The following is a 22,977-nucleotide window of genomic DNA, read 5'->3' on the forward strand; positions in this document are numbered from 1 at the left end:
CGGAAGCTATCGTGAGGCCTCATTCTCGAGCCTATATCGCAGCAAGATGGCGCCGCCGTCCAGGAGCTGGCTGCTTTCGAGCGTCATCGCAGCGACAGGCGCGCGCTGATCAGCTTCCGCCTCGGTGGAATCGAACACGCTGGGCGCCCCCTTGGCACCGTCGACCGCCGGACAGATGATCAGGTTGAGCTCATCGACCAGGCCGGCGCGCAGGAAGGCGCCGTTGGCACCGCCGCCGCCTTCAAGCAGCAGCCTGTTCACACCGAGGTCACGATTGAGGATGTCGAGCGTCAACGCGAGATCGATCTGGGTGCGCCCGGCAAAGATGTAGGACACGCCTTCGCTGCGCAGGCCGGCAAGATGCGCGTCCGGCACCGCCTCGGTGAGCACGACCACGATCGGATCACCACCGATGTCCGAGCGACCCCACGCGATCTTGCCGTGGGGGTCGAGCACGACGCCATAGGCGTCGGCATCGCGCCTTGCGAACCAGGGCGTTCGCGGGAAAGTCGCGTCCGTCGTGGCCGGATAGGATTTGCCCTTGGCGAACTCCTGGCCGGTGACGCGGCCGACCAGCCAGCCGTCACCGTCGAGCTGATCGTGCACACGCTCGAACAGATCGCCAGCCGACCCCTTCGGACGCCAGCGGCTGTGCAGCGTGCGCCCATCGACGCTTGCGACCATCAGACAGATCACGTGCGGCTTCATGCGGTCCTCTTATTCAGTTCGACCCGGCCGATCTTGGCCGGCGCAGTCTCGGGGAGCAGGGCCATCGCCACCAGGCCGGCGGCCGCCGCCAGCAGGAGATACCAGGACGGCGCCAGCGGATCGCCGGAGACATGGAGCAGCCAGGTCACCACGAGCTGGGCGGTCCCGCCGAAGCTTGCGATCGCAACCGCGTAGATGGTGGCGAACACCCCGCCGCGGATCTCCTGCGGCAAAGCTTCGGTGAAGGCGGCATAGAACGCCGTGTAAGGCAGCGATCCGATCGCCGACAGCAGGCCGAAGCCGAACAGCAATGACCACGCGCCGGGCGCATTCACGATCCACAGGAAGGCTGGATAGGTCAGCACAAGCACAGCCAGTTGCGGCCAGACCATGACGGGCTTGCGCCCATAGCGGTCGGCCAGCCAGCCGCCCAAAATCGCGCCTGCGATCTGCAGGCCATTGCTCACGACCGACACGGTGAAGGCGAGGTCCGCCGCGACGTGCAGCGTGGTCTTGGCATAGGTCGTCATGTACTGGGTGACGTAGGTTGAAATCGTGCCGCTCGCCAGGATCATCAGCGCCAGCACGATCAGGCGGATATGCCGGCCGGCGAGCAGGAGATGGTTTGTGCGCGCGTCCTCTTTGGTGGCGTCAGGAATGACGGTCTCCGGCAAGCTGCTGCGCATCCAGAGCCCGACGGGCAAGCAGGCCGCGCCGATCAGGAATGCAATCCGCCAGCCATAGGCGTCGAGCGCCTCCGGCGCCATCGCCCTGCTCAGGACGACGCCGACCAGGGCGCCGGCGGTGGCGGCGATCTCCTGGCTGGTCGGCTGCCACGCCACCACCAGCGCGCGATTTTCGGGCGAAGCGATCTCCAACAGATAGGCCGTGGTCGGCCCGACCTCGCCGCCGAGCGCAAAGCCCTGCACCATGCGCGCGAGGATCACGATGACCGGCGCCGCCAACCCGATCGTGGCATAGGACGGCGTCAGCGCAATGGTCAGGATCGCCACGCCCATCAGCGCAAAGCTGAGCAGCATCGCAGGCCGCCGGCCGACCCGATCCGAATAAATGCCGAGCACGATGCCGCCGATCGGCCGGGTCACGAAGCCGGCACCGAAGGTGGCGAGCGACAGCATCAGGCTGCCATAGGCGCTCTGCGCCGGAAAGAAGGTGCGGCCGATCTCGACGGCGAAGAAGCTATAGGTGATGAAGTCGTAGAATTCGAGCATATTGCCGATGGTGGCGGCAAATGCGGCGCGTTGGACGCTGATCTGTGGCTCGTCTGCGATTGCCAACGCCAATGTCGAATCTCCATTCCCTTCGGCACACGCCTTGGACGTTCGCCGCACACGCGTGAAGCGATATCAAATCCGTCCGCGGCAGGCGGTTCCGATCTACTTGCCCGCGCACCATCGTACAATGCAAATCGGCGTGCTGATATATTCTCGCAACGCATGCGCGCCCGAGCTTTGCGGCAGGCTCGCCCTCTTGAAATGAGAGGGCACAGGGAAGGCCGGACCTCGGCTGAGGCCCGTGGCCCGCCTGCAGAAAAAAAGCAGGCGGCAGTTACCACAGGTCTAGCCGGATGATCCGGCCTTCCCTGCGCGATGAGTTTACGGCGTATTTCGCGCTCTCCCCGGGGACCGGCTTTCTTGCCCCCGTAACGACAATGCGCCAGGCGCGTTGCGCAGCGACAACGCTAAGGCGTTGCGCAGACATCAGCACCGGGATGCCAGGACCACACGACTTGACCGTCCACGAGAGCTGCGTTCGTCTTTCGCAACTCATCGCGGTCACCGCATCCCGCCTCCACGTATCGTGACGACGCGTACGCCCCTCTTCGATGAGGCGGGACGGGCGAGAGATAGCATTATTTCTGAAAAAACGAAAGATATATTTTGGAATGTCGCTCCGAAGTCGTATTGCGGATGCTTGCGTCAGCTCGGGGCATTCTTAACAGCGCCGCCCGATGCATGTCATCTTGGGAAGATGTGAGCGCGGCGCCCTGATCGAGCACGACCGCCGTCGCCCGGAGACGCTGCAAAGCGCGCCGCATCGCCGTGACTTTCTCGCGCCTTCTGCGTTGAAGGCGCGAGAAGCTTTCGATGGAGTCGGCGGCACTCACGCCGCTCGGCACGTTGCGGGAGGAACCATGCCAAGCGAAGACGCGATCCTGAGCAAAATTCCCGAGGTGACGCTCGGCTTCTGGGTGATCAAGATCCTGGCCACGACGCTGGGTGAAACCGGCGGCGACTCGGTGACGATGACCTGGCTTCACGCCGACCAAGATCCTCAAAATGGCGGCTATCTGATCGGCACCGGCATCTTTCTTGCGGTGTTCGTTGCGGCGGTGATCGCCCAGATCGCGACACGACGCTTCAATGCTTGGATCTACTGGCTGGCCATCGTGGCCTCGACCACGGTGGGCACGGCTATGGCTGATCTCTTCGATCGATCATTGGGCATCGGCTATTTGGGCGGCTCGTCTGTCCTGCTCGGCCTGGTCCTGTGCTCGCTCGCAGCCTGGTACCTGACGCTCGGATCGATCGATGTCCGGACGGTGGCAACGCCGAGTGCGGAGATCTTCTATTGGGTGACGATCACGTTTTCGCAGACGCTGGGGACCGCGCTCGGAGATTGGACCGCTGATGGCACCGGATTGGGCTATGACGGCGGTGCCCTCGTGTTCGGTGCTGGCCTCGTCCTGCTTGCAGCTCTGTTTTGTTGGACGACGGTCTCGCGCGTGTTCCTGTTCTGGGCCGCCTTCATCTTGACGCGACCGCTCGGCGCGACGGTTGGAGACTTCCTCGACAAGCCGACCAGCCAAGGCGGCCTGGCCCTGAGCCGACCCTTGGCGTCCGGAGTGATGCTGGCGGCAATCATTGTGCTGATCGTGATCCTGCCGCAAAGGCCGGGACGGCATCCGGGATCCGACCTCGCAGCGCAGCTGCCGTGACTTGTCGGATAGCCTGATCGGATAGGCTTGTCGAATAGCCTTGCAGTCGCGTTGCAACACGCGAGCAGCGGCGCCGGACTGTTGCGCCCGCGAGGCACGTGGCGCGCTCATCCCGATCGCCGCGGTCACCCTGCTCACACGCAATTGACCAAATGTGAACGCGCGGAGATATCTCCTGCCGCTTGATTCATCCGCCATCCTTTGATTACTGCTCGGGCGAGATTGAGTTTGTCAGTCATCGATCTCGTCCGGCCAATTGAAGCTTTGCGTGAGGCTTTGTCCCGCCATGTGCTCTTCTGGATAACCGCGAAGACCCGCCGAGCGCGCAGCAACGGCAACATGCCCCGCGCTCTCGCACTCCCCTCAGTGACAACGAAGTCCCTGTTCGCAGGATCGATTCCGCTCGGGATCGAGCCATCTGCTCGACGGCTCGCGGACGCTCATGTTCGCGAGTCCTGCGCGCGCCAGCCGCAACAGGCCGCAACAACAAACTTCAGGAGCGATGCCGACCATGATCTCCGCGCAGAACCTGACACGGAAGTACGGATCATTCACCGCCGTCGACGACGTCAGCTTCCGTGTTGGGGACGGCGAGATCGTAGGTCTCCTCGGCCATAACGGCGCGGGCAAGACCACGATCATGAAGATGTTGACCGGCTATCTGGAGCCGACCGCCGGAACCGCCACGATCAACGGCTATGATATCAGCGAGCAGCGGCGCGAGGCGCAGGCGCTGATCGGCTACCTGCCGGAAAACTGTCCGCTCTATCCGGAGATGACCGTTGTCGAGTTCCTCGACTACGCCGCCGAGCTGAAGGGCATTGCGCCGGGCGAGCGGCCGCGCGCGTTGCGGGACGCCATCGCAGCCACGGGTCTTGCCGAAAAGGCCGCGGAGCCAATCGCCAGCCTGTCGCGCGGCTACCGCCAGCGCACCGGCGTGGCGCAGGCCATCCTGCACAGGCCGAAGATCGTCATCCTCGACGAGCCAACCAACGGCCTCGATCCCGCGCAGATCGCGCAGATGCGCGGCCTGATCAAGCAGCTGGCCGAAACCGCCACCGTCATTCTCTCCACCCACATCCTTCAGGAGGTGCGTGCCGTCTGCGAACGGGTGCTGGTGATCAATCGCGGCCGGCTAGCGCTCGACGCCCGGATGGACAAACTCGGCAGCGCCGGCCGCTTGCGCCTCGTCACCAGCGGACCTCCGGACAAGGTCGAGCCGCTGATCGCCGGGCTCAATCTCGTCAAGAGCGTGGACCGGCTGACGCCGGAGGGCGCCGCGCACGCCTATGGGCTGCGCCTGAATGGCCACGGCGCCGAGGTGGTCGCGCCCGCGGTGGCGCGCGCCATCACGAGCAGCGGCCTCGACCTCTATGCGCTTCATCCCGAACAACGCGACCTGGAAGCGGTGTTTGCCGAGATCACCGCGATTGATGCAGCAAGCCGAGAGACCCAGAATGCATAATGTGCTCCGTATCGCCCGCAAGGAACTGGGCGCCTTCTTCGCCTCGCCCGCCGCCTTCATCTTCATGGCTGCGTTCCTCGCGATCTCCCTGTTCCTGTTCTTCTGGGTCGACCGCTTCTTCGCCCGCGATATCGCCGACGTGCGGCCGCTGTTCGAGTGGATGCCGGTGCTGATGATCTTCTTCGTCTCCGCCGTGACCATGCGGATGTGGAGCGAGGAGCGGCGCGCCGGCACGCTGGAATTCCTGCTGACCTCGCCGGTCGCTCCGCTCCAGCTCGTGCTCGGCAAGTACCTGGCCTGTCTAGCGCTGGTGGCGATCGCGCTCGCGCTGACCCTGCCCTTGCCGATCACGGTCTCGCTGATCGGCCCGCTCGATTGGGGACCGGTGCTGGGCGGCTATCTCGCGGCCCTCGCGCTCGCCTCGGCCTACATTTCGATCGGCCTGTTCGTCAGCGCGCGCACCGACAACCAGGTGATCAGCCTGATCGTCTCGGTCCTGATCTGCGGCGTGTTCTATTTGCTCGGCTCCAGCACGCTGACATCGCTGACGGGCAATGAGGGCGGCGAATTGTTGCGACTGCTCGGCGCCGGCTCGCGCTTCGAGTCGATCGCGCGCGGGGTCATCGACCTGCGCGACCTCTACTACTACCTGAGCATCTTCGGCGTCTTCCTTGTGCTCAATCTCTATGTGCTGGAGAGCCTGCGCTGGTCGGCGCAAGGACGCGAGCCGCAGCACCGACGCTGGCGTGTCGTCGCGGCGCTCACGGTCGCCAATCTCGTCGCCGGCAATCTGTGGCTCGGACAGCTTACGGCCGCACGCGCCGACCTGACCTCAGGCCACATCTACTCGATTTCGGACGAGACCCGCGGCTATCTGCGCCAGCTGCAGGAGCCGCTCCTGATCCGCGGCTATTTCAGCGCCCAGACCCATCCACTGCTGGCACCACTGGTGCCGCGCCTGCGCGATCTCCTGAAAGAGTACGAGATCGCAGGCCACGGCAAGGTGCGGGTCGAGTTCGTCGATCCCCAACAGAACCAGGCGCTCGAGGCCGAGGCCAACAAGCACTACGGCATCCAGCCGGTGCCGTTCCAGACGTCGAGCAAGTATCAGGCGTCGGTGACGAATTCGTACTTCAACATCCTGGTCAAGTATGGCGACGAATACACCACGCTCGGCTTCCGCGATCTCATCGAGGTCAAGGACCGCGGCGAGGGCGAAGGCGACCTCAATGTCGACCTGCGCAATCCGGAATACACGATCACGCGCGCCGTCAAGAAGGTGCTGAACAGCTATCGCGGCTCCGGCGACGTGCTCGCCAGCATTCCGCAGCCGGTGACGCTGGAAGCCTATATCTCGAAAGACAAGCTGCCTGATCCGCTGCCGGCGCTGAAGACCGGTCTCGAGGAGCTGATCAAGGACTATCAGGCCAAGGCGCCCGGCAAGCTGAAGACGGAGATCATCGATCCCGACGCCGATGGCGGGCAGACCGCCAAGATGCTGCAGGACAATTACGGCCTGGAGCCGCTGGCCGCCGGGCTACTCGATCCCAAGCGCTTCTGGTTTCACCTGATCCTGAAGAGCGGCGACAAGGCGGAGCAAATTCAGCTGCCGGAATCGCTCGACAAGGACGGGCTGAAGCGCAATATCGACGCCGAGTTGAAACGCTTCACGCCCGGCGCGCTGCGCACGGTGGCGCTCTACACGCCACCTCAAGCTATGCCGCAGCTCGGCATGGCCGGCGGCTCCGGGGGCCCCTCCTTCGAGCTGTTGCAGCAGAAGCTGCAGGAAGACGAGCTGGTGGATGCGGCGGACCTCAAGGACGGCCGCGTGCCGGATCGCGCCGACATCCTGTTCGTGGCTTCACCTGAGCAGCTCGATCAGAAGCAGGTGTTCGCGGTCGATCAGTTCCTGATGAAGGGCGGCACCGTGATCGTCGCCACCTCGCCCTACCAGCCGTCGCTGCATGGTGATCTCAAGGTCACCAAGACACCGTCGGGCCTGGAGGACTGGCTGAAATTCCAGGGCCTGCAGGTCGAGGACAAGATGGTGCTCGACAAGCAGAGCGCACCGTTCCCGATTCCGACCGAGCGTGACATCGGCGACGGCCTCAAGGTGCGGCAGATCCAGCTGATGGATTATCCGTTCTTCGCCGATGTCCGCAGCGATGGGCTGGCGCAGGGGGCGGCGCCCTCGGCCGGCATCCAGCAGCTCACCCTGTCCTGGGCCTCGCCTTTGACGATCACGCCCGACAAGTCCGGCAAGCGCAAGGTGGTGCGGCTGATCGAGAGCTCGCCGCAATCATGGAGCGCTGATACGACCGATGTGGTGCCTGATTTCCGCGAGCATCCCGCGACCGGCTTCCCCGAGCCCGAAAAGGAGGGACGGCAGCTGCTCGGCGCCATGGTGGAGGGCGAGTTCACCTCGTTCTTCGCCGGCAAGCCGTCGCCACTGGCCAAGGACGCACCGGAGCAGAAGCCGGGCAAAGACGACGCCGCGCAGGCAACGAAGCCCGCGGCCGCGCCCAAGGACGAGCCCAAGAACGACAAGCCCAGCATTACCGGCGTGATCGGCCGCTCGCCCGAGAGCGCGCGCCTGATCCTGATCGGCTCCGGCACCTTCCTTTCGGATGACGTGCTGCAGCTCGCCTCCAGCGTCGACCGCACGCAATATCTCGCGCCGGTCGATTTCGCCCAGAACCTGGTCGACTGGTCGCTCGAGGATCGCGGGCTGCTCGCGCTGCGCAGCCGCGGCGGCCAGTTCTCGCGCACGCTGGCGCCGATGAAGAGCAGCGGCCAGATGTTCTGGGAATATCTCAACTACGCGCTGGCCCTGGCGGGGCTCGGCATCGTCTACATCCTGCACCGCTCGCTGCGCCTCGGCGCCAGGCGCAGATATCTCAATATGCTCGGCATCGAGGGAGCCACGACATGAGGCGGCCGACCGTTCTCCTTCTGACAGCCCTGTTGGGCGGACAGCTCGCACTGGCGCTCGTCATCGCGCGGACCGGCTCCGATCACGCCGCCTTCAGCGCCAAGGACCCGCTGCTTGCATTCGAGCCGGCGAAGATCGATCAGATCGCGATCGACGATGATGCCGGCCACGCGGTGATGCTGGACAAGCAGAACGGCCAATGGGTGATCCCCGCCTCTGCCGGCTTCCCGGCCGACCAGGGCCGGGTCGAGAGCTTCCTCAGCCAGCTTGCCGCTTTGAAGAGAGGCTTGCCGGTGGCGGAGACGGTAGGTGCAGCCGAGCGCTTCAAGCTGACCGAAAAGGTCCATGACCGCCGCGTGGTGCTGACAAGCGGCGGCACGAAAGTCGGCGAACTCCTGATCGGGACGTCGCCAACCTATCGCCAGGTGCATGCCCGCGTCAGTGATGCGCCGGCGATCTATGTCGTGGATTTCGCCGCCTATGATGCCGAGAGCGATGCTGGTGCGTGGATGAACCATGGCCTTCTCGACACGCCGCGGAACAAGATCGCCAGCATCGCCGTCGGCGACGTCACGCTCGACGGCAAGGACGGCAAGTTCACGCTCGCCGGCTTGACGCAGGACGACAAGCCACTTGCTGACAAGATCGACTCGCTGGTGGGCGCGCTCGCGCATCCGCCGTTCGACGCAGTTCAAGGCAAGGGCAAGGACGCGCTGGCCAAGGTCGACGATCCGGACGTCACGGCCACTGTGAAGCGGGCGGACGGAAGCTCCGTCACCTATCGCTACAAAAAGGATGCCGGCTCCTATCTGTTTGCAAGCTCGGCGCAGGACTATTTGTTCCGCGTCGCCGATGACAAGATCAAGCCGGTCGTGGAGGCCAAGCGTGCGGCGCTGATCGAAGCCCCGAAGCCGAAGCCCGAAACCAAGCCGGAGACCGCGCCCCAAGCCCAGCAGACCCAGGCGCCGGAGGCCAGGGCACAAGAGACCAAGGCACAACAGGACAAGGCACCCGACCCGAACGCTGCGCCGCAGGCTGCCCCTGAGGGCGCCAGGAGCGACACCCAGGCCTCGCATGGGGATGCTCCGCCTACAGGGCATGGCGGTTGACGAGCGGCGCAGCGGTCACGCTGCGCCGAAGCGGCGCCGGATCTCGGCTTTGCTCAGGCCTGGCTCTCCATGCGGCAGTCAACCAGCCTTGTGCCGGAGTGCATCGACAATGATCCTGAATGCCGGCGAGTTCTGCCGCCGGCTCGGATAATAGATGTAGTACCCGTCGAACGTCGGCGACCATTCGTCGAGCGTCAGGATCAACTGCCCCGAGGCGATGTGCTGCTGGACGATGTTCTCCGGCAGGTAGGCGATACCGTAGCCGTCCAAGGCTGCATCGATCATTTCGTAGGAGTTGTTCAGGGTGAGCTGTCCGTCGACCTTGACGCGAAGCTCCTGTCCACCCTTTCCGAATTCCCAGGCGTAGAGACCGCCGGACCTTTCCTGTCGCCTGCCGATGCAGTTGTGCCGGACCAGATCGTGGGGATGATCCGGGACGCCGTGCGCAGCGAAGTATCGGGGCGAGGCGACCGCGACCAGTCGCCAATCCGGCCCGATCCGCACCGCGATCATGTCTTTCTCGACGCTCTCTCCGAGCCGAACGCCGGCATCGAAGCCCTCCTCGACAATGTTGCGGAAGCCGCTGTCCAGATTCAGCTCCAGCTTGATGTCAGGATAGTTCTCCAGGACACGCCTGAGTTTCGGCCATACGACGCTCCGGAGCGCGTGGTCCGACAGCGTCAGCCTGATCCGCCCGGAAGGCTTGTCGCGGAATGCCATGAGATCCGCGATGTCGGCTTCGATTTCCGTGATGCGGGGCGCCAGCGACTGGCGCAAGCGCTCGCCCGCTTCGGTCAGCCCGACGCTCCGCGTCGTCCGCATCAGGAGCTGGATGCCCATCTGATCCTCCAGGCGCTTGATGGTGTGACTCAGCGTGGACTGCGCGATCCCAAGCCTGGCGGCCGCCTTGGTGAAGCTGCGCTCCTTGGCAACCGCCAGAAACCACAGGAGATCGTTAAAATCTGGGTTGGACATGAATTTGCGCCGCCATGCGGTTCCCCATTTATGCTCCCAGTCGATTAATTCAAGCGAACTATTTCGGCTAATCGCGATCCTCCGCAAGCTCTAGCTTGGCCATTCCGGCCGCCTGCTCCTCAGTCGGCCGGCCTCCCGCCACGCGGGGAGATCCCTTCGTGGATTGCGCATCTCCCGTGAGCCTGCTGATTGGAGTTACCCCATGCTTGCAACTGTCATGCACGGTCCTCGCGACGTTCGATTCGAACAGGTCGACGACCCGAAGATCCTCAAACCGACCGACGCCATCATCAAGCTGTCCGCCACCTGCATCTGCGGCTCCGACCTTTGGCCCTATCGCGGTCTGCAGCCGATCGACGGCCCCGCGCACATGGGCCACGAATATTGCGGCGTCGTCGTCGAGGTCGGCCGCGAGGTGAAGACGGTGCGGCCCGGCCAGTTCGTCGTCGGCTCGTTCTGCATTTCGGACAACACCTGCCCGCATTGCCGCTTCGGCTTCCAGTCGTCATGCGAGCAGCGCGAATTCATGTCGGGTGCGCAGGCGCCCTACGCCCGCGTTCCCTTGGCGGACGGCACGCTCGTTGCGACCGCGGAGCTGCCATCGGATGATCTCATCTCCGATCTGCTCGCCGCTTCCGACGTGCTGGGTACGGGATGGTATGCCGCCGACGCCGCGAACGTGCGTGAAGGATCGACCGCTGTCGTGGTCGGCGACGGAGCTGTCGGCCTGATGGGCGTTCTGGCAGCCAGACAGCTGGGCGCGGAGCGGATCATCGCCATGAGCCGCCACGAGACGCGGCAACGGCTCGCGCGCGAGTTCGGGGCGACCGATATCGTCTCCGAACGCGGCGCGGACGGCGTGGCCCGCATTAAGGATATGACGCGCGGTGTCGGCGCCGATTCCGTTCTCGAATGCGTCGGCACGCAGCAATCGATGACGCAGGCGATCGAATGCACGCGTCCGGGCGGGACCATCGGCTATGTCGGTGTGCCGCACGGCGTGACGTTCGATGGCCAGGCGATGTTCTTCGCGCAACGACGCATGCTCGGCGGCCCGGCCCCGGTCCGGCGCTTCCTTCCCGACCTGATCGACCGCGTTCTCAGCGGCAAGATCAAGCCCGGCAAGGTCTTCGATCTCAAGCTGCCGCTGTCAGACGTCGCGGAAGGCTATCGCGCCATGGACGAGCGGCGCGCGATCAAAACGATCCTGACTGTTTGATCGCAGAGCCTCACAACTCAGTCATCACCCCGGGCCTTGTCGGCTTGCGGGAGTTCCATGTTGCTATCTCTGCGCGAAGGTTCATTATCGGCGCAAGACAAAAGAATTCGGGGAAACGATCATGATCAAAATAACAATCAACGGCCAGGAACAGACCTGGGATGGTGATCCGGAACTTCCGCTGCTCTGGTACTTGCGCGACGAGGCCGGGCTGACCGGCACCAAGTTCGGCTGTGGCCAGGCGCTGTGCGGTGCCTGTACCGTGCTTGTCGACAAGGACGCCGTGCGTTCCTGCATCACCTCGGTCGCCGACGTCGCAGGGCGCAAGATCACGACCATCGAGGGCCTGCACCCGACCGGCGATCATCCCGTGCAGAAAGCCTGGCGCCAGGTCAACGTTCCTCAATGCGGCTTCTGTCAGGCCGGGCAGATCATGCAGGCCGCCGCGCTGCTGATGGACAATCCCAAACCGTCGCACGACCAGATCCGCGAAGCGATGTCGGGCAACATCTGCCGCTGCGGCTGCTATCAGCGGATCGAGAACGCCGTCCATCTCGCATCGACGGGGGTGTGACCATGAATTTCATCGACAATCCGAGCAAGCTTCGCGGCTTCCAGCGCAGCATCCGAGTCGAGAAGGTTTCGCGTCGCAGTGTGCTGAAGGGTCTCGGCATCAGCGGCGGCTTCGTCCTCGCTGCACCTCTGATGTCGCGCCAGGCGTTTGCTTATGAAACTGGCGCCGGCAAGATGCCGCATGGCGTGGTGGTCGATCCGCGCGTCTTCGTCGCGATCGCGCCCGATGGCGTCGTGACCATCCTCGCCCACCGTTCCGAAATGGGCACCGGCGTGCGCACCAGCCTGCCACTGATCGTGGCCGAGGAAATGGAGGCCGACTGGTCCAAGGTGAGGGTTCAGCAGGCCCATGGCGACGAGGTCAAGTTCGGCAATCAGGACACCGACGGCTCCCGCAGCACGCGGCATTATCTGATGCCGATGCGACAGATCGGGGCCTCGGCCCGCATCATGCTGGAGCAGGCCGCGGCGAAGCGCTGGGGCGTGCCGGCAAGCGAGGTGAAGGCCGTCAATCACGAGGTGGTCCATGACGCCAGTGGCCGCAAGCTCGGCTTCGGCGCGCTTGCAGCCGATGCGGCCAAGGAACAGGTCCCGAGCATCGAGAGCCTCAAGCTGAAGGACCCGAAGGATTTCCGTTATCTGACCAAGGGCCAGATCAGCATCGTCGACCTTCACGACATCACGACCGGCAAGGCGCGCTACGGCGCCGACGTGCGCCTGCCCGGCATGAAATATGCCGTCATTGCACGCCCGCCGGTCACCGGCGGCAAGCTGGTGTCGTTCGATTCCGCAGAGGCGTTGAAGATCTCCGGCGTCGAGAAGGTGATGGAAGTGCGCGGCTGGCCGTGGCCCTCGAAATTCCAGCCGCTCGGCGGCGTCGCCGTGATCGCGCGCAACACGGGCGCCGCGATCAAGGGCCGCGACGCATTGAAGATCGTCTGGGACGATGGACCGAACGGCCAATATGAGTCGGTCGCCTTCAGAAAGGAGCTGGAGGACGCCTCGCGCAAGCCGGGTCTTGTCGTGCGCCAGGATGGCGACGCCGACGCCGCGTTGAAGAGCGCCGACAAGGTGATCGTCGGCGAGTACTACATCCCGCATCTTGCCCATGTCAGCATGGAGCCGCCGGCCGCCGTCGCCGATGTCAAAGGCGACAAGGCCGAGATCTGGGCGCCGGTGCAGAGCCCCGGCGGCACCCGCGAGGACGCCGCCAAGACGCTCGACATCCCCGAGGAGAACGTCACGGTCAACGTGACGCTGCTGGGCGGCGGTTTCGGCCGCAAGTCGAAATGCGACTTCGCGCTCGAGGCCGCGCTGCTCTCGAAGGAGCTCGGCGCGCCGGTGAAGGTGCAATGGACCCGCGAGGACGACGTCCACCACGGCTTCCTGCACACGGTCTCGGCCGAGCGGATCGAGGCCGGCCTCGACAAGAACGGCAAGGTGATCGCCTGGCGCCACCGCAGCGTGGCTCCGAGCATCGCTTCCACCTTTGCCGCCGGCACCGTGCACCAGGCTCCGTTCGAGCTGGGCATGGGCTTTGTCGACATGCCGTTCGAGATCGCTAACGTCACCTGCGAGAATCCCGAAGCGGTGGCCCATACCCGCATCGGCTGGTTCCGCTCGGTGTCGAACATTCCGCACGCCTTCGCGGTGCAGTCGATGGTCGGCGAGCTCGCCCATGCCACGGGCCGCGACCAGAAGGAGATGCTGCTCGCGCTGATCGGAAGCCCGCGGATCGTCGAACTCAGCTCGGTCAAGGACCTCTGGAACTATGGCGAGCCCTATGACAGCTATCCGATCGACACCGGGCGTCTGCGCAAGGTTGTCGAGGTGGTCGCCGACAAAGGCGAATGGGGGCGCCAGCTGCCGAAGGGGCACGGCCTCGGCATCGCCGTGCACCGCAGCTTCGTCAGCTATATCGCGACTGTCGTCGAGGTCGCCGTCGACGACAAGGGCAAGCTGACGGTCCCGCGGGTTGATACCGCCATCGACTGCGGCACCTACGTCAATCCCGAGCGCATCCAGTCGCAGATCGAGGGCGCGGCCATCATGGGGCTGAGCCTCGCCAAATATGGCGAGATCACCTTCAAGAACGGCAAGGTTCAGCAGAACAATTTCGACGACTTCCCGGTGGTCCGGATCGACGAAGCCCCCTTGGTGACCAACGTCCATATCGTGCCGCCCGGCCCCGATACGCCGCCGAGCGGCGTCGGTGAGCCCGGCGTGCCGCCGTTCGCGCCGGCGCTGATCAACGCGATCTTCGCCGCGACCGGCAAGCGCATCCGCTCGTTGCCGATCGGCAAGCAATTGGAAACCTAATTGGAGACGCAGCCGGAACGGTAGATAGGTCGCGATCAATCTCGTCGACCGGGCAGAAGCGGTCGACGACGCTCACCTCCAGAGCGCTCGCAGCGTTTGCTGTCGAGCGCTTTCTTTTGTCGGCGCGATCCGCGCATAGCGGCATGAGCTCTCAAACAGCTCGCAAATGCGACGCGACATGTTGTTCACTAAGCTCAAATGATGTGAACCGATGCGCACTTTCCAAGACATGCAATCTTCATTTGCATTGGTCCGCAGTGCGCTTCCATTTTTCGGCCATTGCCGACAATTCCCGGCGCACACATTCGATGACGCTGTCGTATTCGCGCGCCTCGGTCTGCCTGAACAGGCGGACCGTCGGATACCAGGGACTGTCCTCGCGGCCGAGGAGCCAGCGCCAGTCCGGTGCATAGGGAAGGAGGATCCAGGTCGGACGGCCCAGCGCTCCGGCAACATGGGCCACGCTGGTATCGACGGTGACGACGAGGTCCAGGCATGACACCAGGGCCGCTGTCTCTGCGAAATCCGTCAACAAGGCGGTATGATCGACGATCTCCTCGCGCTCGCGGAGCGTCTCGGCATCCTCTGGCCTCGGGTTCTTCTGCAAGCTGACGAACAGCGCATCGACATTCAGGAGCCCGGACAGCACGCGGAGCGGCACGGAGCGGTTGCGATCGTTGCTGTGCTTCGGGTTACCCGACGAGACAAGGCCGACCCGCATCTTTTCGTGGAGGCCGAGACGGTCTTCCCAGGCCTGCACAAGGTGCGGCTCTGGAGGCGGCAGGTAATTCTTCCCCAGGGGAATGGAGTCCAATTGGGTGCCGAACGCGAACGGCAGGCTGTCGATCGCGATGTGCAAATCGAAAGGTGGGATAACGGTCCTCTGCGTCTTGGGCAGGCAATGCGAAACTCCGGCCAAGCCCGACAGCAGGGGGCAAAGCCCCTGATCGACGACGAGAATGATGCTTGCGCCGCGCGCCGCAAGCATCGGGATGTAACGCGCGAACTGAATCGCGTCCCCCACACCCTCGGTCTGGCAGATGACAACCGTCTTGCCGGCGACGGCCTCTTCCCCGGCCCACATCGGGGTGACGAGCATTGGATAATCTTTCGCGAACTCCGGAACACTCCAGCGCGCCTCACGCCCCCGCCACCCGGCTTCGAAGTCACCGCGGAACAACTGCAACAAAGCATGATTCCATACCAGCGATGGATTTTGAGCATCGATTCTCATCGCATACTGGTACGCCGCCTCTGCCTCAAGAAAGCGTCCGAGCTCCGTCAGTGTGAGCGCTCGGTTGGTCGCGTTCGCGATGTCCGGCTTGAGGGCCAGCGATCGGTCATACCAAACCAGCGCCCTTTCCGGATGTCCGAGAGCTTTGAGAGCGTTGCCGAGGTTCGAGCAGGCTTGCGCATGTTCCGGGTCCAGTCGGATGGCCAGTTCAAAATCACCGATGGCCTGCTCGTATCGCTTCAGACTTGCACGAACAAATCCCCGCAAGGCAAATGTCGGAGCGTGATCCGGTCGCGCCTCCGCGCTCCGGTCGAGATACGCAAGAGCTTCGTCAAAGCGCCCCTCCTCCTTGAGAAGGAGGCCGGCCTTGTAGGCCGTATCAGCGTCGGCGGGATTGAGGTTGACCGCATGCTGAAAGCAAAGAAGTGCTTCACCCAAACGCCTGGCTTGGAGAAGTGTGTTGCCGAGGTGCTGCCAGAGGTCGGCATCATCCGGCTGGAGCTGCACCGCCTTGTCGAAGACCAGGATAGCGTCCTCTTGTCTTCCGAGCCTTAGTAAGGCAGTGCCGAGCGTATTCAGGTACGAAGGCCTCGGAGCCTTCCTGATCGCACGCGATGCCCATTCGACCACGCGATCGAATTCGGCGGCTTGCAAGAAAATCAACGCCATCAAGTGCAGGAGTTCGGGCTCTTCAGCGTGGATTTCGAGGGCGCGCCGACAGCGGAGCTGAGCCTCAAGGAGCTTCCCTACCCTCATTTCGTCAACGGCTGCGATGCAGACCGTCGCAATGTCACCCTCCCCCGAATTCAAGCTCAGTTCGTCTTGTTCGGCGGCGGCATGGTCGATCTGACGAAACATTCGTCTGCCACGAATCAATTTCCGGACACAACCTATACACGATCCTTCGAGCAGCGGTAAAGGTATACTTCCCCTTATCTATCAAAGAGCTCGACGCACCTTTTTCCTCGGCTCACATCCAGAGCCCGACCAGCGGCCAGTATGAAAACATGAACAGCAAGATCATGCCGTACATGACCGCAGCCAGCGGCAAGCCGAGCCGGATCATGTCGCGCGTCGTGAAGCCGCCGGCACCATAGGCGATCATCGCCGGCGCAGACGTCACGGGAAGAATCGCGAGGCATTGCGCGATCAGCGCGACGCCGAGCACGATGCCGACAATCGGCACCGCCGGATTGTTCAAGGAGATCAGGAAGCCGATGATCGCCGGCGTGATCGCGGTCAGGCACGAGGTGATGCTGGTGAAGCAGAAGCGGACGAAGAAGACGACCACGAAGATCATGATCGCCAATGCCGTGACCGACAGGCGCCCCATGCCGGACTCGACGAAAGCCACCTTCGACAGCCACGCCGCGCCGCCGCTCTTGGTCAACATCTCCGCCATCGAAATGCCGGCGCCGAACAGCAGGATCGAGTTCCAGTCGATCCGCTTGTAAAGATCGTTGCAGGTGGTGACGCCCACGCCGGGCAACACGAGCAGCAGCACGCAGAGCACCGAAATGGCGGAGGCTTCGATGTGGTGCAGCTTGTCGGTGGCCCAGAGCAGGATGGTCAACGCCATGATGGCGGAGGCCTTCTTCTCGGCCGCGGACATCGGTCCCAGCTCAGCCAGACGCGCGGAGATGTAGTCGCTTCCGCCGGGCAGCTCGGTGAACTCGAAGCGGAAAAGCCGGGTGGCGAGGAAATAGAGCCCGATGGAAAAGACGATCGTGAAAGGCAACAGATAGATCAGCCAATCGAGATACCCGACCTGGACTTGGCCGGCGCTGGTGAGGAAATTCACCATCACCGGATTGGGCGCCGCACCAGTGAGAACACCGACGCCGGTCACCGACGGCAGGATGCCCGCGAGCAGCAGCATGGCCTTGCCGATCTGGCTGTCGCGCGGCAGACCGAACGCCTCGATCAGCCCGATCACGATCGGCACCAGCGTCGCGGCCCGCGCGATCACCGAGGGGATGAAGAAGGTGAGCGCGAACGCGGTCAGAATGATGCCGAGCATGATCGCGTGCGTTCTTGCGCCGACTAGCTTCAGGATCAGATAGGCAACGCGCTTCTCCAGCCCCGTGCTGGTGATCGCCGCGGCCATGGCCAGCCCCGCCGCGACGAACAGCCAGCCGCTGTTGGAGAAGCCGCTGAGCGCCAGCGGCGTGGCCTTGGCGGTGCCAAGAATTGCGCCCGAGTTGCCGGCCGGCGGCGAGAAGCCGAGCGCGAGGATCAGCAGGAACACCAGCGCGACCGCGCTGACGCCATAAGGGATGGCCTCGGTGATCCACATCAGCACCACGAGGGCCATGACAGCGATGACACGCTGGCCGGCGAGCGAGAGCCCTTCCGGTGTCGGCGCCATGACGATGGCGGCCATGATCGCGAGTCCGATCAGGATCGTGATCAATTTCCGGCTGCTGACCTCCGTCGTCGTTGCGGACGCAGCATGAACCAGCGTCGACATGCGTATCCTCCATCTTGTTGATTGTGCACCGGCTGCATGCCGACGTTTTTTGTGTTGGTAGCCGCGGCCTTCAACTCAGCCAGTGGCTGCTCCGAGCACCACCACGCCATCAGCAGCGCGCACACCTTCGCCGGCCGGCAGGACGAAGACCGGGTTGATCTCGGCCTCGATCAAGCGGTCACCAAGCTGAGCCGCCATCACCGAGAAGGCGACGATCGCCGACACCAGCGCCTCGACATCAGCCTTCGGCCGTCCGCGGAATCCGTCCAGCAGCGGCCAGGCGACCAGGTCATGCAGCATGGCGCGCGCCTCGTCGCGGCTCAGCCCACTCCCCGGTGGCAGCAGGCGCATCGTGGTGTCCTTGAACAGTTCGGCCGTGACGCCGCCCATGCCGAGCAGAACCGCGGTGCCGAGCGAATCGCGATGCAGCCCCAGGATCAGCTCGGTGCCGCCAGACACCATCTCCTGCACCAGGAAGCGCTGCGGCCGCCGGCCGGTCGCCGCCTCCACCTCGGCCGTCATGGCCGTCAGCCGCTCGCCGATCGTGTCCGGCGTCAGGTTGACGGCGACGCCGCCGACGTCGCTCTTGTGCGTGATCTCGCCGCACAGGATCTTCAGCACGACGCGGCCGCCAAGCTCACGCGCGGCCGCAACCGCCTCGGCCCTCGTCGTCACGACGCGCTCGGCGACGCCGCGAATGCCAAACCGGCCGAACAGCGCCTTGGCCTCGGCCTCGTCGAGCGAGCCTGAGCGAAAATCGCTGATATCGACGCGCGCTCCGAGCGGCGCTGCGTGTCCACTCGGCACCGGCTGCGCGGCATGAAGCAGGCTCGACAGCGCGGACGCGCAGCTCTCGGCCGAGGTATAGGCCGGCACGCCCTGCTGGGTGAGAGTGAGGCCGACGTTCGGCGCGTAAGGGCTCACATAGGCGATGACAGGCTTGTCGGACATCGACAGGCAGTCTTGGACGGCGTCGGCCAGCAACGCCGGCGAACCGACCGCCGAGGAGCCCGCGATGATGGTGAGCGCATCATAGGACGGGCTCGCGAGCAAGGCGCTGATCGCGCCACGCAGGATGTCCGGCTGCAGGCCGGCCAAGGTGAGGTCGACCGGGTTGCGGTCGAGATTGGCGTGCGCGCCCGATTGCAGCGACTTCAACCGTGCTGCGGTCTCGGCATCAGGCGCGGGCGTCTCGAACCCGGCGACGCCGAGACTGTCGGAGACGATCGTCCCGGCTCCTCCGGTCGAGGTGAGAATGGCGACGCGCCTGCCATTGAGCTTGCGTCCGGCGGCGAGCACCGCTGGAATGTCGAGCAGATCCTCGAACGTCCTTGCCCTGATGACGCCGAGCTGCCGGAACAGCGCGTCATACATGCGGTCCGAACCGGCGAGCGCGCCGGTATGCGAGACAGCCGCTTTCGCTCCGGCCTCGGAGCGGCCGATCTTGAACGCCACCACCGGCTTGCCGGCCTGGCGCGCCGTATGCACCGCGGCGCGGAAGCGGTCCGGACGGCGGATCGCTTCCACATACAAGGCGACCACCTTGGTCGCCTTGTCCTTGGCCAGGAATTCGATGAAGTCCGACAGCTCGAGATCGGCTTCGTTGCTGGTCGACACGAGCTTGGAGAGCCCGATGCCGCGCGCCGCCGCGCGCGACAGCAGCGCGCCGAGAATGCCGCCGCTCTGCGAGACCAGCCCAATCGAACCAGCCGTGAAATGATCCATCGCCAGCGCGCCCGAGGCCGACAGCACGATGTCGTCGGTCAGATTGACCAGCCCGATCGTATTGGGTCCGAGGATCCGCATGGCGCCCGCAGCCTGCATGAGCTGGCGCTGACGTAAGGCCCCCTCCTCGCCGGTTTCGGTATAGCCACTGGCCAGCACGATCGCAGCGGCCGCGCCCCGTGCGGCGAGCTCGCGCACCGCCAGATACGCGCGCTCCGCGCCGAGCAGAACGATGCCGACATCCGGCACGGCCGGCAGCGCCGCGACATCCGGGTAACAGGTGAGCCCACCGATGCGCCCGACCTTCGGATTCACCGGATAGATCTCGCCGCCAAAACCGTGCTTCTGCAGGAACGCCACCGGCCGTCCCGAGGTCTTGCTCGGATCGGCCGAGGCGCCGATGACGGCGACGCTACGCGGGCGGATGAGGCGTGCGATGGCGTTCACGCGATCACTCCTTCGCGGAGGATTTTGCGAGGAACGCCAGCACCGCCTCACGATGCTCGGCGCTGGTGTAGCAGATTGCCTGCGCCTGGCTGCCGAGATCGAAGATCTCATGCGCCGAGCGCTCGAAGCTCTCGTTGAGGATCTTCTTGCCCAGGGCCAGCGCCGTCGCTGAGCCCTGCGCCACCTCGACGGCCCACGCTTGTGCTGCGGACAACAGTTCGCCCGACGGCGCCGTGCGGTCGAGAATGCCGAGCGCGAGCGCCTCGCCGGCCTCGACCATGCGGCCGCTGAAGATCAGCTCCTTGGCGCGCGCCAGTCCGACCCGGCGCGGCAGGAAATACAGCCCGCCGCCATCCGGGATGAGGCCGCGCTTGATGTAGGACCAAGTGAACTTCGCATGCTCCGAGCCGATCACGAAGTCGCAGGCGAGCGCGGTGTCGGCGCCGAGACCGGCGGCGGCGCCGTTCACCGCGGCGATGGTCGGCTTGGGCAGATTGAGCAGCAGGGACTGCGCGTGGTGCACGCCCTGCTGCCGGCTCCAGCCGTTGAAGGCGACCTCGCCGGGCGGTGCGTCCAGGCGCCGCTTCATGCCGCTGATGTCGCCGCCGGCACAGAACGCGCTGCCGCGTCCCGTCAGCACCAGCGCCCTGATCGCCTTGTCGCCGGCGACGATCTGCAGGGCGCTGACGAATTCCCCGCGCATCTCGTCGCTCATGGCATTGCGACGGTCCGGCCGGTTCAGCGCGATGGTCGCGACACCGGCTTCGACTGAGAATTCGATCATCTGATAGGTCATGTGCGAGCCTGTTGGTGGTGAGCGTTGCGCGCGCGCGTTCGTTCGAGAATGCGCCAGTCCTGCCGCTCGACTGACACCCATCCGGATGCGCCAGCGCCGACGGACAACAATGGACGGATCATGGCAAGCCGCCGCTCGTCACTGCAGAAGCGGCGAGGCCCGATTTCACGCGAGAGAATTGTCTGACATTGGGTTTCGTCCTCCCGGCGCGCGCTGCGCTTGTTTTGTTTCTTGCTTCTTTACCGGACGGTCATAGACAGGGGTACCCTGCAATTCCACTAGGTGGAAGCGAGAGGAGACGGGGGTCATGGCATCACCGCGGCACTATTCCGGGGGCGCGAACGGCAATCGCTCGCTGGAGCGAGGCATCGAGATCCTGCGCGCCTTCCGGCCCGGCGTCGACACCTTGGGCAATGGCGAGATCGCCGAGCGCACCGGGCTGCCGCGGTCGACGGTGAGCCGGCTGACGAAGACGCTGGTCGACTACGGCATGCTCGACGAGATCCGGGCCAGCCGAAACTACCGGCTGGCCGCGGCCGTTCTCAGCCTTGGCCACGCGGTTCGCATGGGATCGCCGGTGCTGCAGGTTCTCGCACCGCTGATGCGCGCGGAGTCAACGCGACGGCGGCTGAACGTCGGTCTGGCGACCGCCGACCGGACGATGATGGTCTATCTGGAGTCCATTCGCTACAACCCGCGCGCGACGCTGCGCAGCGTCGTCGCCGGCCAGCAGGTGCCGATGGAATTGACGTCGCTCGGCCGCGCCTATCTTGCGGCGCTGCCGGACACCGCGCGGGACAGGCTGATGGCCCGGTTCAAACGGCGGAATGCCGCCGCGACCCGCGCGCTGATCGCCGACGTGCAGAAATCCATTCGCGCCGTCAGGCGTGACGGCTATTGCGCGGTGTCCTGGCAACCCGGCGTGCTTGCCGTCGCCACCCCGATCGTCCTGGAGGGGCTGCCGGTCTACGCGCTCAACATGAGCCTGCAGGACGTCGACCCCAGCGACGGCCTTGCCAAGGAGATCGGCGAATATCTGATGGTGTTCGCAGGCAGATGCAGAGAGACCCTCGCGGGACTCTAGGTGCCATCAGAATCCGTCTTGGCTCAGCTCGGGGCTGGCCGTATGCTTTGCGAGTCCAAGCTCATCGCATTGTCCGTCGATACGGCAGCGGAGACTTCCATTTTGGTCGCCAAGCCGCAGCCATCGCAGAGGCCACGAATTTGCCGCTCATCACGGTTCTTTGGGTCCTGGGACTATTGACGACGGTCTCACTGTCGCTGCTCTGGGACAGCAATGTATCATATCGCCTAGTCCACAACGATTGCGACGCTGCGATCCTGAACGCGATTGCGGACGGCGCCGTGGACTATGCCGTGTCCGGATTGTTTGATCAGCAATCTGATCACCTTTGGCAGCAAGACGAGGTGCACCTGCTCCAGCTTGGGGGAGCCGAAATCCGCATCATGGCCCAGGATGAGCTCGGGAAGATTGACATCAACAAGGCCGATCCCGCCTTGTTGAGCAGTTTGCTGCAATCGACCGGGATGGACGCCGACGCGGCGGCCGGCCTTGCCGACAAGATCGTCGACTGGCGAACAACCACCGAGCTGAAGCATCTCAACGGGGCCAAGGAATTCGACTATCGCGCGGCCAATAGTCCCCATCGCCCGCGCAACGGTCCGTTCCAGAGCATCGACGAACTCCTCCTGGTCATGGACATGACGCCGGCTCTCTTTCGGCGGATCGAGCCTGCCCTAACCGTGTATTCGGGAAGCCAGTTTGTTGACCCACGACATGCGACGCCTGAGGCCTTGGCGGCGTTGCCGGAGGTGATCAGGAAGCCAGGGACAGCCTCAGATGGCCCGCATGCTTTTCCGATCGGTGGGAACGACGGCCAGAGCTCGTCCTTGCGCGGCCGCGCCTTTACGATCCGCATCGAGATCGAAAAATCAGGTCAGGTTTCTCGATATCAGGCCGTGGTTCGAATGACCGATAATCCGGCACGTCCTTATTTTCTTTTGAGCTGGAAGACGAAGTAAGCT

The 22,977-nt window shown here is 64.4% G+C and carries 16 protein-coding genes; 9 read left to right on the forward strand and 7 right to left on the reverse strand.

The window, feature by feature from the left end; genetic code table 11:
• Positions 1–6 precede the first annotated feature (6 nt).
• Positions 7–708, reverse strand: coding sequence for a RibD family protein (locus ACQR1W_RS37135; RefSeq protein WP_434855412.1), 702 nt, complete (start codon positions 706–708; stop codon positions 7–9).
• Positions 705–2,012 carry an MFS transporter gene (locus ACQR1W_RS37140; protein WP_434855413.1) on the reverse strand — a complete coding sequence of 436 codons (1,308 nt, stop codon included), beginning with the start codon at positions 2,010–2,012 and terminating at the stop codon, positions 705–707. Before ACQR1W_RS37140 ends, ACQR1W_RS37135 begins: the two co-directional genes overlap by 4 nt.
• A gap of 851 nt (positions 2,013–2,863) precedes the next feature.
• Here ACQR1W_RS37140 and ACQR1W_RS37145 point away from each other — a divergent pair.
• From ACQR1W_RS37145 to ACQR1W_RS37160, 4 genes are all read left to right on the forward strand, one after another.
• On the forward strand, positions 2,864–3,667 hold the full coding sequence (locus tag ACQR1W_RS37145) for a COG4705 family protein (protein WP_434855414.1): 804 nt from the start codon (positions 2,864–2,866) through the stop codon (positions 3,665–3,667).
• A gap of 511 nt (positions 3,668–4,178) precedes the next feature.
• Positions 4,179–5,132, forward strand: a complete 954-nt coding sequence (locus tag ACQR1W_RS37150) for an ABC transporter ATP-binding protein (protein ID WP_434855415.1) — start codon at positions 4,179–4,181, stop codon at positions 5,130–5,132.
• Entirely contained in the window at positions 5,125–8,064 is a 2,940-nt protein-coding gene (locus ACQR1W_RS37155) for a Gldg family protein (RefSeq protein ID WP_434855416.1), read from the forward strand. The genes ACQR1W_RS37150 and ACQR1W_RS37155 overlap by 8 nt, the downstream gene beginning before the upstream one ends.
• Entirely contained in the window at positions 8,061–9,173 is a 1,113-nt protein-coding gene (locus ACQR1W_RS37160; RefSeq protein WP_434855417.1) for a DUF4340 domain-containing protein, read from the forward strand. Before ACQR1W_RS37155 ends, ACQR1W_RS37160 begins: the two co-directional genes overlap by 4 nt.
• Before the next feature lie 78 nt (positions 9,174–9,251).
• Here ACQR1W_RS37160 and ACQR1W_RS37165 read toward each other — a convergent pair whose 3' ends face one another.
• Positions 9,252–10,148 (reverse strand): LysR family transcriptional regulator, encoded by an 897-nt coding sequence (locus ACQR1W_RS37165; protein ID WP_434855418.1) that lies wholly within the window; start codon positions 10,146–10,148, stop codon positions 9,252–9,254.
• A gap of 202 nt (positions 10,149–10,350) precedes the next feature.
• Between ACQR1W_RS37165 and ACQR1W_RS37170 the strand changes: the two genes are divergently transcribed.
• From ACQR1W_RS37170 to ACQR1W_RS37180, 3 genes are all read left to right on the forward strand, one after another.
• On the forward strand, positions 10,351–11,367 hold the full coding sequence (locus tag ACQR1W_RS37170; protein ID WP_434855419.1) for a zinc-dependent alcohol dehydrogenase family protein: 1,017 nt from the start codon (positions 10,351–10,353) through the stop codon (positions 11,365–11,367).
• 121 nt (positions 11,368–11,488) lie between these two features.
• Positions 11,489–11,941 carry a (2Fe-2S)-binding protein gene (locus ACQR1W_RS37175; protein WP_008970937.1) on the forward strand — a complete coding sequence of 151 codons (453 nt, stop codon included), beginning with the start codon at positions 11,489–11,491 and terminating at the stop codon, positions 11,939–11,941.
• 2 nt (positions 11,942–11,943) lie between these two features.
• Positions 11,944–14,259, forward strand: a complete 2,316-nt coding sequence (locus ACQR1W_RS37180; protein ID WP_434855420.1) for a molybdopterin cofactor-binding domain-containing protein — start codon at positions 11,944–11,946, stop codon at positions 14,257–14,259.
• A 238-nt stretch (positions 14,260–14,497) separates the two neighbouring features.
• Here the strand turns inward: ACQR1W_RS37180 and ACQR1W_RS37185 are convergent, their stop codons facing one another.
• The 4 genes from ACQR1W_RS37185 to ACQR1W_RS37200 form a co-directional block, all read right to left on the reverse strand.
• Entirely contained in the window at positions 14,498–16,351 is a 1,854-nt protein-coding gene (locus ACQR1W_RS37185; protein WP_434855421.1) for a tetratricopeptide repeat protein, read from the reverse strand.
• A 112-nt stretch (positions 16,352–16,463) separates the two neighbouring features.
• Positions 16,464–17,963: an SLC13 family permease gene (locus ACQR1W_RS37190; protein ID WP_434855422.1), complete on the reverse strand. Its 1,500-nt coding sequence runs from the start codon at positions 17,961–17,963 to the stop codon at positions 16,464–16,466.
• A gap of 75 nt (positions 17,964–18,038) precedes the next feature.
• Positions 18,039–20,135: an acetate--CoA ligase family protein gene (locus ACQR1W_RS37195; RefSeq protein ID WP_434855423.1), complete on the reverse strand. Its 2,097-nt coding sequence runs from the start codon at positions 20,133–20,135 to the stop codon at positions 18,039–18,041.
• A 4-nt stretch (positions 20,136–20,139) separates the two neighbouring features.
• Entirely contained in the window at positions 20,140–20,931 is a 792-nt protein-coding gene (locus tag ACQR1W_RS37200; protein WP_434855424.1) for an enoyl-CoA hydratase/isomerase family protein, read from the reverse strand.
• Between the two features lie 307 nt (positions 20,932–21,238).
• Here ACQR1W_RS37200 and ACQR1W_RS37205 point away from each other — a divergent pair, with 307 nt between their 5' ends.
• Positions 21,239–22,015, forward strand: a complete 777-nt coding sequence (locus ACQR1W_RS37205; protein ID WP_434855425.1) for an IclR family transcriptional regulator — start codon at positions 21,239–21,241, stop codon at positions 22,013–22,015.
• A gap of 140 nt (positions 22,016–22,155) precedes the next feature.
• Positions 22,156–22,974, forward strand: coding sequence for a general secretion pathway protein GspK (locus ACQR1W_RS37210; protein ID WP_434855426.1), 819 nt, complete (start codon positions 22,156–22,158; stop codon positions 22,972–22,974).
• Positions 22,975–22,977: the final 3 nt, after the last annotated feature.

This window comes from Bradyrhizobium sp. HKCCYLS1011 (genome assembly GCF_051167795.1).
In the GTDB taxonomy this organism is placed as follows: Bacteria; Pseudomonadota; Alphaproteobacteria; order Rhizobiales; family Xanthobacteraceae; genus Bradyrhizobium.